Source organism: Paenibacillus sp. FSL L8-0470, assembly GCF_038008625.1.
Taxonomy (GTDB): Bacteria; Bacillota; Bacilli; order Paenibacillales; family Paenibacillaceae; genus Paenibacillus_AQ.
The window spans coordinates 6,806,979-6,823,142 of the sequence record NZ_JBBOZM010000001.1; the positions used below are offsets into that span (position 1 = coordinate 6,806,979).

General features: G+C 46.9%; 13 protein-coding genes. All 13 read right to left on the bottom strand.

From position 1 onward, the window contains the following. Positions 1–98: 98 nt before the first annotated feature. The 13 genes from NST99_RS31065 to spoIIID all read right to left on the bottom strand — a co-directional run bounded on the left by NST99_RS31065 (position 99) and on the right by spoIIID (position 16,026). Positions 99–440 (bottom strand): hypothetical protein, encoded by a 342-nt coding sequence (locus NST99_RS31065; protein ID WP_038597365.1) that lies wholly within the window; start codon positions 438–440, stop codon positions 99–101. Positions 441–695: 255 nt separating this feature from the next. Beyond that, positions 696–4,601 (bottom strand): S-layer homology domain-containing protein, encoded by a 3,906-nt coding sequence (locus NST99_RS31070; protein ID WP_341096792.1) that lies wholly within the window; start codon positions 4,599–4,601, stop codon positions 696–698. Positions 4,602–4,814: 213 nt separating this feature from the next. Then, positions 4,815–5,942 (bottom strand): glycosyltransferase family 4 protein, encoded by a 1,128-nt coding sequence (locus NST99_RS31075; protein ID WP_038597370.1) that lies wholly within the window; start codon positions 5,940–5,942, stop codon positions 4,815–4,817. Positions 5,943–6,055: 113 nt separating this feature from the next. Further along, on the bottom strand, positions 6,056–6,820 hold the full coding sequence (locus tag NST99_RS31080; RefSeq protein WP_445745003.1) for a WecB/TagA/CpsF family glycosyltransferase: 765 nt from the start codon (positions 6,818–6,820) through the stop codon (positions 6,056–6,058). Next, on the bottom strand, positions 6,821–7,954 hold the full coding sequence (gene csaB, locus NST99_RS31085) for a polysaccharide pyruvyl transferase CsaB (protein ID WP_341096797.1): 1,134 nt from the start codon (positions 7,952–7,954) through the stop codon (positions 6,821–6,823). Beyond that, the gene (locus tag NST99_RS31090) at positions 7,930–9,966 is read right to left on the bottom strand and encodes a DUF5693 family protein (RefSeq protein WP_341096799.1); all 2,037 of its coding nucleotides are present in this window, start codon (positions 9,964–9,966) and stop codon (positions 7,930–7,932) included. Before NST99_RS31090 ends, csaB begins: the two co-directional genes overlap by 25 nt. A gap of 161 nt (positions 9,967–10,127) precedes the next feature. Continuing rightward, positions 10,128–11,846: a phospho-sugar mutase gene (locus NST99_RS31095; protein ID WP_341096800.1), complete on the bottom strand. Its 1,719-nt coding sequence runs from the start codon at positions 11,844–11,846 to the stop codon at positions 10,128–10,130. Positions 11,847–11,894: 48 nt separating this feature from the next. Beyond that, entirely contained in the window at positions 11,895–12,317 is a 423-nt protein-coding gene (gene fabZ, locus NST99_RS31100; RefSeq protein ID WP_038597382.1) for a 3-hydroxyacyl-ACP dehydratase FabZ, read from the bottom strand. Positions 12,318–12,610: 293 nt separating this feature from the next. Next, entirely contained in the window at positions 12,611–12,841 is a 231-nt protein-coding gene (locus tag NST99_RS31105; protein WP_341096802.1) for a DNA-directed RNA polymerase subunit beta, read from the bottom strand. 8 nt (positions 12,842–12,849) lie between these two features. Next, entirely contained in the window at positions 12,850–13,671 is an 822-nt protein-coding gene (locus tag NST99_RS31110; protein WP_341096803.1) for a flagellar hook-basal body protein, read from the bottom strand. Between the two features lie 14 nt (positions 13,672–13,685). Further along, positions 13,686–14,561: a flagellar hook-basal body protein gene (locus NST99_RS31115; RefSeq protein WP_341096804.1), complete on the bottom strand. Its 876-nt coding sequence runs from the start codon at positions 14,559–14,561 to the stop codon at positions 13,686–13,688. A 50-nt stretch (positions 14,562–14,611) separates the two neighbouring features. Continuing rightward, on the bottom strand, positions 14,612–15,610 hold the full coding sequence (locus NST99_RS31120) for a rod shape-determining protein (RefSeq protein ID WP_341096806.1): 999 nt from the start codon (positions 15,608–15,610) through the stop codon (positions 14,612–14,614). A 128-nt stretch (positions 15,611–15,738) separates the two neighbouring features. After that, positions 15,739–16,026: a sporulation transcriptional regulator SpoIIID gene (spoIIID, locus tag NST99_RS31125; protein ID WP_038597396.1), complete on the bottom strand. Its 288-nt coding sequence runs from the start codon at positions 16,024–16,026 to the stop codon at positions 15,739–15,741. Positions 16,027–16,164 lie beyond the last annotated feature (138 nt).

Consider the following 16,164-nt stretch of genomic DNA (forward strand, 5'->3'; position numbering starts at 1 on the left):
GTTAATAAACATAATCACCTTTTTTCAAACCCAAAAATTTCTTTATCATCCAAAACAAAAAAGCGCCGTAACCGGCGCTTTCACTTTATAGCATATAACTAACGGATCTTCATCGACAGCTGAATCAGTTCCTGCCGCTTCTCAGGGCTTGAATTGACATTCTCGTACATTGTATCAATCGCTACTCGGTTCTCCCGATAGCTCTTCTCATGCTTAATTGTAGTATGAGACCACTCAATTAATGCATTCTCTGCAATAACAAGATCATTATATGCATCATGGAATCCTGTAGCTTGTACAAGTTCCTCCATTAGATCCTGTGAAATTTCCTGTAATGCTCTTTTTGCTGTGATTTCCTTTTCCAGGATTTTCGCTCTATTCTCAAACATATTCTTTGCTTTCATATAATCCAATTGTGCTTTTGCTAAAATCGGTTTCATGGATGGCTTTCACCTTTCAGAAAATAATATTTACAATATTATTGTAACGTAAATGGGAGCAGATTACAAAGTTATCTAAATGGAAATGCAACCTGCGTGAAGTCACAGCTTCTCCGAAGAACTATATATAGTCCGTTTCTTATTATACCCAAAGAAAATTGATTTATAAAGGCATACCCTTAACAACTCCATTTGCATACAAAACGGAGGGCAAGTAACCAGCCCTCCGTAATATCATAATAAATTAAAATGTATCTAGCTCAGGGTTTTAGGGAAGATGGTGGTGCTCTTCTTTAACAGTTCCACAGCGATCTTTCCTGCCTCAGCTCTGGTCATATTAGACTTAGGATTAAAGTTGTAAGACGCCTTCTTTTGACCAGCTATGCTTACTTCAGCGCCATTCATAATTTTCGCCTTCGAAACGGCTTGGACTGCCGACAAGGCATAAGACTCTATTTTACCGGAATCCAAAAATGACTTGGCGACTGAATCCTTTAATTTCTGATCGTTAGCTGCCAATTTCAATTTCAGGGCTCTGGCAATCATTACAGCTGCCTGCTCACGAGTAATTGGCTGATCCGGCGCAAATACTCCATCGGTAAGTCCAGTCACTATGCCTGCTCTCGACGCAGTTTCAATATGGGCATAGTCCCATGTGATTGAACTTGCTCCAGGCACCAGATCGGAATACGTCTTGTTGTCATCATAATTAAGTGGAAGATTCAAACCTTTAACCAGAAGTGTCGCGAACTCACCTCGTGTCGCTTGATCATCTGTTCCAAATTGCTCAAACCGAAGATTTTTCATAATACCCTTTGAGTAAAGAGCGTTCAAAATATTTCTGGCCCATTGATGATTCGTGACGTCATTATAGCCCCGGCTCATTTTCATTACCTTATAATACCCAAATTCATCAAAAGGAACGGAGATCGTGTGCTTATTGGTATCTACAGTACCGCCAATATTCTCCCATTCCCTTTTATTGTTGTATTTGAAGACCGTAACAATAGTTCCCGCGTCTTGTACAACATTCGGGTCAAAGGCTAATGTCAATTTCCCCCGCTTAGATGGTGTAATGATACGTTCCGCTGGAGTCTGTGGATCCCCAAACAATCCATCTACAGAATAAGGAGCCAAACCATTCGTAGCTGGAATATGCCCTGGCGTTGATGTGGTTCCAAGCTCACCCAATCCTCCGCTGATCCAATACACTTCCGATATGCGTCCAAAATTGCTGCTCTCATAAGGAGAATTGAACCGGAGCGTAAATTCATCTGGAATCGTCCAAGTTGGTATGCCGCTCTCTTTAAAGGTTTCAGGGAAGCCGATGACGTTCCCATAATCGTTACGCCGTTCTACAACACCTGTGGATGGGTCTGCAATCCCAAACCGCAGCTTGTTATTAGGATAGTACTTCGTCAAATTACGCGTATCCGTACTTTGCATTACCGTTCCTTTTGGGAAGGTTAATTCCACTGCTTTGTTAAACACACTGTATTTGTCTGCTGTTTTAGGTGACATGTATTGTGCATCGACCGCTACTGTACCGGTATAGAATATTGAAATAGTGTCTGTACTTGTCGTAGCACCGCGAACAATTTGAATTTTGATGCTGTTAGCTTTATCTGCCTTCAACCCTACATAGTCCAGTGCAAATCTCCCTGGCCCCAAATCCGTACGCTTGACTGCTTTTTCTTTGTCTATGATGACATCTGTAGCCCCTTCAGCTTCAATATCAAAATGAACAAAGTTTTTATTAACAACATATTGAGTACCTACAGAAGGCTGAGGAGAGAGAATACGATAGGCACTTACTTCTCTAACAATCTCCAGCTTCTGACTGGTTTTGGCTCCTGTACTATTTATCAGCTCAAGCGTGTAGACATATGTTCCTGGCGTATCATTCACAAGATCCTGAATCCGCATTACAAAGTCTTTTTGACTTCCGGCAAAACTGGTGGTGTAGGTTTTATCTGCAAAAGTTGGGCTGGGAGTAATCGATGTACTCGCATTAGCAGGAATATCGAGTGACAGGATATTTTTTGTTCCTACATTTAAATTAAGTTTTACCGCTCCGCTACCTCTAAGAACCAGATCATAAGTTTTCAAGCTGGTTGTATACTGATTGTCTTTATATATAAAATCAGGAGTTAAGTTAAATAGTTTGGTCAGCAATTCATCCGTTGGTCCATAGGTTGGATCAGGGAACGCACTTCTTGCAGTACCGACAGCGGGTTGAAACTTACTTATGGTTGATACGTTCTCATCGAGAATGTAAATGCGCAGTTCCTTGCGGACTTCCCGGGTTTGCCCCTTTTCATCCGTACCTGTGCCTGTAAAGACAATTTTATTCTCTCCAAACACTAATGGACCCATAGTGGCATCGATAAGTAGATCAACATCAAATCCACCGTTGCTATTAAGCCAAGTAGTAGTTGCTCCCGTTGGTCTTATTTTCGTTCCATTCACATACATCTCAGCCAGGAAGTATTGACTGCTTAAATTGAAATCAATATATTGGCCTTTAATATTAAGGGTCTTACTGGCTTTAGAATCAATAACAATACTCTGCCCATCTGTGAGGTTGGATACATAAATATAGTTTTTTGAGGCAAAGGAAATATTAACATCTTTATACGCCGTGGATCCCTTAATGTTGAATCGAACGGTTTGGTTACCGTTTTGGAAATCCGATATTTTAAAGATATACTGCGTACTTGAAACTGATTTAATCCACTCTGGTGTCAAACCCTTAGTGGAAATAGGCAAATAACTCGCAAGCAGTTCCACAGGAGCTGCCGCTGCAGTATTTGTTTTAACTAAGATGTAGAATTCACCGGAGTTTACCTTAGCCCCATTCAAAGCTACTCCAGGCGGAATATCACCTGTGCCATCATATCCCGGAAGATATTTCATATCCGTGATTACAATTCTATCCTTCATGTACTGAAAATCAAAGGAACGGTTAATGGTTTTGGTTCCGTAAGCTACTGAAAGATTATGGGTTTGTGTCTCTAATCTATTGGCTGGTGTTGCCGTATCTTTATTAAGGGTCAACGGCATCTCAAAAGAAACCAGCCGATATGAAGGTGTATTCTTGATAGGAGAAGGTACCAGGACCTCATCTCCCGCGTTCAAAGCAATAAGACCAGCAGTGTCCAATGTTATATTGCTCCCGTAGGTAGGCGTTGACACTGCTCCATCCATTTTCACTACTGCCGAACCTGCGAAAGGAACTCCCGCATTATCCTGAACCATCATTTGAACCATTAATTTTGCAGTATCTGAATCTTCAGTCATCACCGGCTGATCACTATACAGCAGGTCCTGACCCTGACTGTGCGAATCAACCAAATACATTTTAACTATAGGATTCTTCTCATCATAATAAAAAAGCGTATATTCAAAGCTCAACGTATCTGAGCCATTCTGCACGACTAATTTCAGATTATTGACACCCGGATTAAGCGCCATACGCTGTGAGAAGAACGTTCCATCCTGCAGTAAAGAGGTGTTCGATGCACTTTCATTATTAATGGCAGCAGTAACCTTTGTTGCATTTAACGCTTTACCTTCAAGTGTAATTTCTTTGTTGGCTACGACCAATTGTGCCCCTTCGTTCAAATTAAGCTTCTCTGAGCCACCCAGAACTTGAAGCCTCTCGACATAAGGAACCTGATCAAATAGGACATAAAAAGCCTCAGAGCGATCATTGCTTCCCTGTGACCCCGTAAGAGTAATCTTGTTCATGCCTGGAAACAATGTCAGATTTGCGGTAAAGCGGTTGTCAGGACTGTCAATATCCAACTGCACAACACCTGGCGTTACATGAGTAGCATCTTCTACCCATTTCCCATCTTCCCAGTTCAAACGTTGTACATTGGCCCCCAGAGTAGAACTCGTAACTTTTGTAAATGTTCCTGTAACTGGTAAACTAGCATCCGTTACTTGCAATACATTAGTTCTTGAGATTTGTTTTTCAATTGGAGGCAGTAATGTCAGATCAACAGTGTTTCTCAATTTCGTATTATCTGGCGTAAAATAACTGGTAGGCTTAAGCGTATCTGCAGCCACTGCAGTATTCATAAGTCCAGTTGGAATTAAAGATACAATTAAGGCGAACAGAAGCGTCCATACAAATGGCTTTCTCATGCGCTGCATGTCATTAATCTCTCCCTTTTGATGATATTAATTATTTTATCGGTCCTAGAGAAGATAATTTGAAGGAATTCCTTGAATTTTCTATACACTTATCATTCGTGCTTCAACAGATTCCTTCAATAAACACCCTCTAAAATGCAAAAAGCCCACCCTTCATCAGGATGAGCTTTTCAAAAAAAATATATAATAGCAATACAAATCTATAAACAAACCCTACAGCTTCGAGCCTCGTTCCTGACTAACTTTCATTCGCATTCTCAGGAAGAAGTCAATTACAGGCCGTTTAGTCTTACTAATAACACCGGTAATCTCCGCGCCAATTTGCAGGAAGAACAGCATTACACAAATGACTACAAAAGTAACCCAGTTTGCTTCGTAAAGTGAGGCAGAGGTCTGGATAACAGCCAATACACCGAAAAATGTTGCAATTCCATAAATGATCAGTACCGTTTGACGGTGGCTGAACCCCAGTTCGCGCAGGCAATGATGCAGGTGGCCTTTATCCGGTGCAAATATCGGTTTCTTCTGCAGCTTGCGGCGTACGATGGCAAAAAAGGTATCAGACAAAGGCACCCCGATAATGAGGAGCGGTGTAATAAAAGAAACGACGGCAATTTGCTTAAACCCAAGAAGTGCAAGCAGAGCCAAGCAAAAACCTAAGAATAGTGAACCTGTATCACCCATAAAAATTTTGGCGGGGTGAAAATTAAAGAACAGAAATCCTATGATGCTGCCCAGCAGCAGCAGGCACAGAAGTGCAACCATGGTATTTCCCATCAAGAAGGCCATCACTGCAATGGTGGCAATAGCGATACCGGATACCCCGGCAGCAAGCCCGTCCAACCCGTCAATCAAGTTAACGGCATTCGTGACCCCCACAATCCAGAAAATAGTCAGTGGAATAGCAATCCAGCTTTCCAGCGAAGAATACGTATTATGAAAAGGAATATTTACGAAATCAACAGTAATACCAAAACCGAAGACTACTATGCAGGCAGCCGCAATCTGGCCCAGCAGCTTCACCTTTGCCGAAAGTTCGAACCGGTCATCCAAACCGCCGATCAGAACAATCATTCCGCCGCCACACAGCAGCGCTTTGATGAAGCTTACCTCCCGCGGAGTGAAGTCATAAGGAATAATTGGCAATACGGCAAGCAGGCCCAACACAAACGCCAGAAAAATACCAAGTCCGCCAAGGCGGGGCATAATCTTCGTATGCACTTTACGGGCATTCGGCACATCTGTAGCGCCAATCTTAATAGCGAATTTCTTCACCAGCGGCGTCAAGAGTAAGGCGAGTCCCATGCACACAATAAATCCGGCGATGTATATGATTAACATTTGATCAGTCGACCCCCATTTCTCTACCGCATTGAATTATACGCTGAACTAAATACAAATTCCAATTCCGTTTTTGGGCTGCTATTCTTATTTTCACGGTGAATATCCGCATTTTACTGAGCTTTTGTCACTTTATCTTTCTCACGCATCACTTTTACTGCGAATTTCGGCAGCACAAGCATTCTTTTATAGCGTGTTGGTTCTTTAAGAAGACGATATAACCATTCCGCTCTAAGTTTCTGGAAGGCTATGGGAGCGCGTTTGGTCTTGCCCGAGATCACATCAAAACTCCCTCCGACCCCCATCATCACCGGAATATTCAGTCTGGATTTGTACTTGGCGATCCAAGGCTCCTGGCTGTCAGCGCCTCTGGCAACAAAGAGCAGATCCGGCTGGGCCTCCAGAATTCCAGAAATAATCTTCTCGTCGTCGTCGGGTCCAAAATAACCATCATGATATCCCGAGATTACGATCCCGGGATACTGAGTTTGTAACCGGGAGGACGTCTCATGAATCACTTCCGGGGTAGAGCCCAGCAGATAGACCTTCCAGGTATATCTTTCGCCTTGACGCAGCAATTCATGTAAAAGATCAAATCCGGCCACACGCTCCGCCACGGGTTCACGACAATATTCCGCAGCCCACACGACGCCTGTCCCATCAGGCACCACCAGCTCCGCCGATTTCATGATTTCCATGTATGCTGGATTCTCCAGCGCGGTCATAACCATGATCGGATTAGCAGTAATTACCTGGTGCGGTTCACGGTTGCGGACTGCTTCTGTCAAATAAGCGACTGTGGCTTTCATATCGATTTTAGATACCCTGATGCCAAAAATTGGAACTGTAGGTACCGGACTTTCTGCTTTCACTATCAATCATCCTTTGCGGTGGAAATATTCAACAATTTGCCGGGCAGGAGCCTCGGCTTCTTCAACTAAGGCAGCAATTAGCGGCTCACGCTTAAGTTTCCAATCGTCTCCTGCTTCCAGAAGATGAAGGACTTCAGCGGCAACTTCTCCGCCGTCAAGCGAAGTCGTAGAACCGACGGGCCGACAGTCGATCCGCTCAAGAAAGTGATCGATCTTAGGATCATAGGAGATCCCCATCAGCGGCACACGCCTTCCGGCAGCATAGATGAGACTGTGCAGCCGCATCCCGATCAGCATATCGCATTCTCCTACCTCGCGCAACATCTGCCGGGGATGGAGCGCATCTTCACAAATGCTGATCCTGCCGCCCTGGCGCGCAATACCCTCCTCCAGTTTCTGCATCACATAACGCGAAGCCTCATTATCTGAGGAATGATGGAAAGGCAAGAAGCGCAGATGCAGCGGAACTTGCCCACAGGCAATTAGCAGGCCTTGCGCAATGGCATCCAATTCCTTACGGGACTGCTCCCAGTAACGCACCGATATCCCGACGGTCTTCAATGCAGTGTCGCGGGTAATCTCCTCAAAGGGTTGGGAAGCCTCTGGAAGAGAGAGTCCCATCACAGGATCAGGAACAACCTCAACTAGTTCCCGGTCAAGCCCCATAGTCTGCAGCAGCTGGCGAGATTGCTCATCCCGCACAGACACATAGCTGCATTTGCGGAAAACGGATTTGATCAGCGGATGGAACAGCTTCCGGTTTACCGGACCGATGCCCTGGGCATAAATAAATGTCGGCTTTCTCATCCATTGAGCCAGCTTTATAATCCCCAGGTAGTAGGGAATACTCTTGCTGCCCGTCACGTCCTGCAGCAGGCTTCCGCCGCCGCTGATGAGACCTGCACTCTCGTAAATGGCCTGGCGTACCTCACCCAGCTTCATCCGGTGAACAGCTTTTACACCATAAGTAGCCGTTGTCCACTCCGGATCAATGGATAACACAACAGGTTCAACCGGTATGCCGGCAGCTTGTGAATGCTTCTGCAGCGCATCTAGAATGGACTGCAGCACTGCCTCATCCCCGCTGTTGCGGAAACCATAATAGCCGGAGAGAATTATTTTTTGAGCAGCGGCGACCATCGTTTCCAACACCCTTCTGCAATCTGCCATACGCCAACAGCGATGAGTCCAATAATCAGACCAAGCCCCAGTCCAAGCAATCCGCGAACAAGTGAAATCAGCATAGGAGAATGGATATGGGCGAAGGTATCCACCATCGAAAGCTGGCCGATGACCGCAATAATCATAATAAACGCGGCATTCCGGTATTTATAGGCCATGAAAGCACCCAGAATGAACAGCGGATGAGCCAGCAGGAATTCTTTATTGCGCGGCCGGACTTGAACTGTATTCTCCAGGAAGGTACGGAAAGTCATCTCCAATGGACTTACACTACCGCTGTTTCCAGTCCGTTTTAAGTAATACCAGCCAATGATCAACAGAACACCGGCAGCAATAACCATTATGAGTGTAATGGGAGTACGCAGCAGCTTGCCTGTCTTGTTAAAGGTGAATTCACCACGGTATAGAAGTACATACAGCGCAGTCAAGGCAATCGGCGCCAAATGCAGCAGGCTGACACCGCGGAACTGATTGAGCACAAGGCTGTACGTAATGTTGTTCAGAAGTGCAATTACAAACGGTACGGCACTAAGCGAGATCAGTGCTGTCTTCACATAAAGTACAAGACTGTGCGCCAAACGCCGCTTGGGACTCATGACCGTATAGGTTAGTTTATTGATTCGAAGCGGCGGACCCTGTTCATTAATCTTGCGGATCGCCATTACTGTCGCCACAGTCGGGGCGCTGATAGCTACCGCAAGTGCCAATGCCTGTTCAAAAAGCTGAGGCTTTATTACAAGTAATCCGGCACTTCCCAGCAATCCCAGTACCCAGGCAGGAAGTGTGAGCCATGGAATGAAAAATGAGACAAGCAAAGCTACCATGGATACCGCACCAATCACAGCCCCAAGCTTGAAATAACGCTGATAGGAGGAGTCAACGACTTCAAACGCCGTGGCTTGTCCCAGGGTAAAACCGTTATCCTCAATTTTATCTACAGCACCCCCGGGATCGCTTAGACTCGTTATGAGGTTATCGAGCGTGTCGGTCACCTGAGCTTTAGCAGTGTTTCTTGACGGAATCGTGTTGAGATAGATCATCCGGATATTACGGTCTTTGGTTGCAAGCGCGAAACGGTCAGCAATGACTTCTGGTGCCAAGCTGGAATCTCTTTCACTGAGAGAATACAACCGTGCGACGTTATAGTCGAGCTCATAGGCGAGTTTATTAAAACCTTTTTGCTGGGCCTTAATATTCTCAATTGCAGCAATCCCCATTCCGCGTTCCTTCATAAGTTTTCCAAAGGCGTCTAAACTCTTTAAGTCAGCGTCATCATTATATCCCTTGACCGACTCGCCTTCGAAAAGAATCCGCTTGACCCCGAGTTCCTCATAGCGGTCCAGCAGTTTCTGTACTGCCTCCTGGTTATACTTTAAGGAGTCCACTAGACGGGGGACAATGTTGAACCCTTTGCCATGCAGCATGTCCAGCGTCATCGGATCCGGCTGTAGAGGTTTCATTGTAGCATCTTCAATAGGAGTCTTGATGATCAGCCCCTGCTGTCCGCGGAAACTCCAGTCCTCCGTTCCAATGTCAAGACTGCTGAACGCTTCACGTATCATCGACGAGAGTGCATCACTATTATCTGCGCTCGTAAAGAGGACATATGTATAGTTCTCATTCTCCGGAATCACAGTGTCGGTAAGATTAGCGATATCAGCCGCTCCCCATAACATCAAACGGCGGGCCTTACGGTAATCCTCAAGCGTGCTTTCATAAATTGCCATGCTCTGAACGCCGGCATCCTTTAAACGGTCAAGCTGGTCGGAAATATAATCCTTTGGATTAGAGCGGTAGCTGGCCACTTCAACCAGATCGCGGTAATCAAATACAAATTCAACCGTTTTGGATGATTTCTCCGTCTGCAGCCGGTCATAAACAACCGGTAGCGCAGCCAAGACACCAATTATTACGATAATCCACAACCACTTTCGCGAAGCTATATTCCATCGTTGCCATTTCTGCTGCACCAAAAGTACCTCCTCTTTCACTTTGAAGCCTAGTACCGTTTATAAAACAGTCTTCACTGCCAAGCTGCATATTAATTAAAATCGCTCTAAACTCAAGCAGAAACGGATGTGCATCCGGTTAGGAGCAGTATCCGTTTCTGCGGGAAATTAGCTATCTCGTATTATTTCCCGTCAACGCGGGCCATAACCTGCTGCGTAAGTGCAGCAACCTTATCCTTGGCATTCTGGAGCGATTCACCGCGAACCGCAAAGTACACCTTGATCTTCGGCTCTGTACCGGAGGGCCGCAGGCAGAACCATGAACCGTCGGATAACAGATACTTCAGCACATTTTCCTTAGGCAGGCCATTCAGCCCCAGAGAGTAATCCAGAACCTCGCTTACAGAAGCACCTGCGATTTCCTGCGGGGGATTGCTGCGCCAGTCATTCATAATTGCCTGAATCTGGGCCACACCGTCTTTACCCTTCAGCGTGCGTGATTCCAGGCTTTCCAGGAAGAAGCCAAACTTGCTGTACAGCTCCTGAAGCACATCATAAAGCGTCTTGCCTTGTGCTTTGTAATACGCCCCAGCTTCTGCAATCAGCATGGAAGCCAGAACGGCATCCTTGTCCCGGGCATAATTGCCGGCAAGGTAACCATAGCTCTCTTCGTAACCGAAGAGGTACGTATATTCCCCGGACTGTTCGAACTGGGTCATTTTCTCCCCGATATATTTGAAGCCAGTCAGCGTATTGAATACAGTAGCACCATAATGCTCGGCAACCGCTGCGCCCATTTCACTCGTCACGATGGTCTTGACAACAGCACCGTTCTTCGGCAGCTTTCCTTGTTCCTGCAAACGGCTCAGGTAGTAATGGATCATCAGAGCCCCGGACTGGTTACCAGATAAAACAACGAAGTTCCCTTCATTGTCCCGTACGACGGCCCCCATCCGGTCTGCATCAGGGTCGGTACCGATCAGCAGGTCGGCGTTTAATTCTTCGCCAAGTTTTATAGCCAGGGTAAAGGCTTCCCGCTCCTCGGGGTTCGGTGATTTCACCGTCGAGAACTCAGAATCCGGCTGCTCCTGCTCCGGCACCACATGGACCTGCGTAAAGCCGATCTTCTTCAGTACACTGCGGACCGGCAAATTGCCCGTTCCATGCAGCGGAGTGTACACAATCTTGAAATCTTTGCCAAGAGTAGAAGCGATCTCTTCACGGGCAACACTCACAGCAGCTACTGTATCTGTAAAAGCTTCGTCTTCTTTCTCTCCCAGCCAATGCAGCAAGCCTTGACTTTCTGCATCTTCACGGGAAATCCGCTTTACGCCATTGAAGGAATCAACCTCCAATATGTAGGAAATGACCTTCTCCGCCTCGTCCGGTACCAGCTGTCCACCTTCAGCATTATAAACTTTATAGCCGTTGTATTCCGGCGGGTTATGGCTTGCTGTGATAACAACGCCACCTGACGCCTTCAAATGACGGACAGTAAAGGAAAGCTGCGGCGTCGAACGCAGGGATGGAAACAGATGCGCCTCAATACCGTTGCCAGCCAGCACAAGTGCCGCCTCCAGCGTAAATTCGGGTGAGAAGCGGCGGGAGTCATGCGCGATCACTACAGAAGGTCTGCCTTCTCCAGTATGCTGCTCCAATATATAATTAGCGAACCCTTGAGTCGCCCGGCCTACTGTATATCGGTTGATCCGGTTGCTGCCTGCGCCGATAACCCCGCGCAATCCGCCTGTACCAAACTCCAAATCTCTATAAAAGCGTTCTTCCAGTTCCTGTTTTTCATTCGCAAGAAGGTTCAGTTCTGCCTTCGTATTCTCATCCACAGATGGGTCCTGCAGCCAACGTGTCAATGTTTCTAGCGCTTTCGGGCTTAATTCAGTCATATGAATCTCTCCTTATCCATATTATGATATATGATTGTATAACAGGTGCTAGCTGAGCGCGAACATAATTTCGCCAGAGGCGACAATCTTCCCCTCCACCTTCGCGGTGGCTTGGCCTTTTCCGATGCTGCCTTTAAGCCGGGTAATCTCCACCTCAAGCGTTAGCGTATCTCCCGGTACTACCTGGCCACGGAAACGGAAACCGTCCAGTCCGGCCAGAAAACCGATCTTGCCCCGGTTGGCTTCAAGTCCCAGAATAGCTACGGCGCCTACCTGTGCCAGAGCTTCCGTAATCAGAACGCCGGGCATTACCGGATAACCCGGAAAGTGACCGGTGAAGAACGGTTCATTTACCGTCACATTTTTGATGCCGACAGCCCGTTTGCCCATTTCTATTTCTGTAATTTTGTCCACCAGCAGAAATGGAGGCCGATGGGGTATTATTTCTTGAATTTGATTGATATCCAGCATTGTCGCAAAGCTCCTTTCGGATGTAACCGCGTGTTTAAACCATCCGCTGAACAGTACTTTGGTTTTATTATTTTACAAAGTCTGCATAAATATTGGCGGCTTCGGTAAAAACTATAATTATCCTTCACCACCTGCAGCAGTGGAGGTTAAGATAAGGGGCTTTCTCCACCGCACGCGGCAGCATGGCGGAGAGGGCCCTTTTTGGCGTTCCTTGGTCCCCAATCATTATACATTTTCCAGTATAAAAAAGAAAACTCCCTTAGACAACCAGGGAGCTTTAAAATACCTCATATTTAAGGTGCGAACACCAAATCATATACATGCTTCCAGGTACTCCACAGAAGCACATCACTGAATTCCTTTTTGCCTAGAACGACGTAACCGACCACAAGACCACTCGCAAGTGCAGCTACAAGCAGCAAGGGAATCATAATCCACTGGATAATGGCCCATGTGGATACTCCCCGCTTCTTCACCGGCTGCCGTTGTTCTTCTTCCGGTTTCTTATTGTCCTGACGACTCATTCCTTCACCTACCCGCGCATAGAATTAGCCAGGCCAAGCATTTGGTCACTGGAGGAAAGTGCCCGTGAGACAAGCTGATAGGTGCGCTGAATCTGCATCATTTCCGTTATTTCCTTGCTGAGGTCAACGTTGGACTGTTCCAGATATCCGGAACGCACTCCTACTGCCGAGGCTTCACCCGGTGCTCTTTGGAGAAAGGCCTGCTGCGCTGTGACTCCGTCAGCAAGCACGTAAAAATTTCCGTCGACTGCCTGCATCGCACTCTTGCTTAGCGGCTCTACAATCATGATTGTACCCGCTACCCGGGCCGGCGCATTCTCGCTGGTCTTCGTGAGCACCCGGCCGCGCTCATCAATAGCGGCACTTACATTCGCAGGTACTGTTAAAGGGTTGCCATCAGTATTCAATACAGGATTGCCTGTATTATCTACCAACATCATATTATCAGGGTTGGAGGCATCCGGTGTAAAATGAAAATCCCCTTGACGTGTATAAGCGGTAGCTCCATTCACCTGAACCCCAAATAACCCGTTACCTTGCAGCGCCAGATCCGTCGGATTCCCTGTTTCTTGAAGCGGACCCTCTTCCCAGTTGGTCTTAACCTCAGGCACACGGACCCCAAAGCCGATATTGAAGCCAAGCGGCATGCTGCGGCCGGGCTGATCGTAGTCTTTGGACTGCTGCTGAACACGGGTCAGAACGTCCTCAAACGAACCTTCTTTGCTCTTATAGCCATTGGTACTCATATTAGCAAAGTTATCCGCGATAATATCCAGACGCTGCTGAAGGCTGGACATCGAGACAGAAGCGCTGATTGACGAATTGTTCATGGATTAATCCCCCTCTATACTCTACCGACTTCATTGACGGTCTTCTGCAGACTGGTGTCGTAGAATTGAATGACTTTCTGGTTCGCCTCATACGCCCGGTATGCAGCATTCATATCAACCGTTACCTGGGTAGGGTCCACATTGGAATTCTCCAAATATCTCTGACGCACCTGCAGGTTATCTCCTGCGTTAGCATAGCGGATTTCCGCAGCCTCAATATCATCCGCATGGAAGACACCGTTACCGTCGCGCACTAGTTCCTGCGGTCTCGTGATTACACTTACACCAATTTTGGTTCCGGAAGGAAGCCCTGTAGCCGTATTGATCAGATTGCCCTGCCCGTCCACTTTAAGATTATCCTGCGGGCCTGTCAAGACCAGCGGGTTGCCGTTAGCATCTAGAACATTAAAACCTCCGGCGCTGAGCACCTGTCCGGTCGCGCTAACGCTGAAGCTTCCGTTACGTGTATATAAATTATTGCCTTCGTTATCTTGAACAGTGAAAAATGCCTGCGGCCGGTAGATAACCTCGCCTTCAGGAGTTACATATTTGCCCGACCCGTCAAAAGCTATGTTGTCTCCGGTAGCAGGGTCCGTGACCTGTAAGTCAGTAGACAAGGCAAAGTCAATCGACTTTCCGCTTTCAATCAGATCGCCCTGCAAATATTGGGAAACAGATTGTTCTGCAAAAACCCCTGTGTTGAGGCGGCCTACCGGCTTCGTGGTGCCACCACTCATGGCTGAAATCAATACATCAGGAAAGGCATGGCTGACACTATCGACCTGCTTGTACCCCGTTGTATTCAAATTGGCAATGTTTTGTACCGCCGTATCATGTCTGCGCTGCTGCGTGACCATCCCGGCAGCGGCCGTATATAATCCTCTAATCATGAGGGCAATTCCCCTTCCTGAATCTGCTATTACCCTTTATTATCGGCAGCTTAGAACTTTTTCTTAACAACCTTGTCTAAATGATCCAGCATAATCCCCGTTCCCTTGACCACACAGTGCATCGGATCTTCCGCAATCCAGACAGGAACATGCAGCTGCTCCGAGAGCAGCTCGTCCAGCCCGTTAAGCAGTGCGCCGCCGCCGGTCAGTACAACCCCACGGTCAATAATATCGGCCGACAGCTCCGGCGGTGTACGCTCGAGCACTGATTTTGCCGCAGCGACAATAGAGGAAACCGGATCCCATAATGCTTCTTTAACCTCACCGGAGTTAATGGTCAGTGTTTGTGGAAGTCCGCTCACCATATCCCGGCCGCGAATATCCATTTCGGCCTGCATCCCGCCTGGCCGGACTGTTCCGATGGTGACCTTAATATCCTCAGCCGTGCGCTCACCAATGAGCAGTTTATATTTCTGTTTGATATATTTTAAAATGGCATCGTCGAACTTGTCCCCTGCGATTTTGATGGAGGAGGCGGTCACGACGTCGCCCATAGACAGGACAGCTACATCCGTCGTTCCGCCGCCGATATCGACGACCATATTTCCGCTTGGTTGATAAATATCCATACCCGCTCCAATTGCCGCGGCCTTGGGTTCTTCTTCCATATATACATCCTTGGCCCCGCTGCGTTCCGCCGCTTCACGGATCGATTTCTGCTCAACTGATGTAATATTCGTGGGGGCACAGATCAAAATGCGGGGCTTAGCGTACCAAGTACGGCCGCCAACGCGGTCGATGAAATATTTCAACATCATTTCTGTAACGGCAAAATCAGCAATAACGCCGTCCCTAAGGGGACGAATGGTTGTAATGTTGCCAGGTGTCCGTCCTACCATGCGACGAGCCTGTTCACCTACCGCAAGGACTTTCTTCGTATCACTTTCAAGTGTGACCACGGAGGGTTCATCTAGAACGACTCCCCTCCCTTTAACATGAATGAGCACATTGGCCGTGCCGAGATCGATTCCGATATCCTTGCTAAGCATAATGAAAGAGCCCCCAAAGTGTTATTTTAAATGAGATTTATTAGTGAGTACCAAATTTAAAAATACCATACTTTAGGGGATATACACAATGTAGTAAAAGCGAATTATTGCTTAAAATTCCGAAAATATCATGGCTTTGCGGCTACGGCAACCTCACGTTTTTTACCGGTCGTTTTCTTATATTTAATTTTTGTGGCTTCTCCCCCCCGCAAATGACGGATTGATTTGTGATATTCGAGAATGTGCTTCACCTGATCGGCCAAATCAGGGTTGATCTCCGGCAAACGCTCGGTTAAGTCTTTATGCACCGTGCTTTTTGAAACGCCAAATTCCTTGGCAATGGTCCGGACTGTATGCCTGGTTTCCACGATGCAGCGTCCGATTTTGATCGTACGTTCTTTGATGTAATCGTGCACGCTCCCGCCTCCCAACTGTGGATAGTTTGGTACATTATATGAGGGGCGGGCCTATATATTCGCGCTTTCAGGGGATGACAAGCCCTGGAAGGCTCATTTTATTTCCTGGACAACCGTAAGAAGGGCCTATTTCGGCGG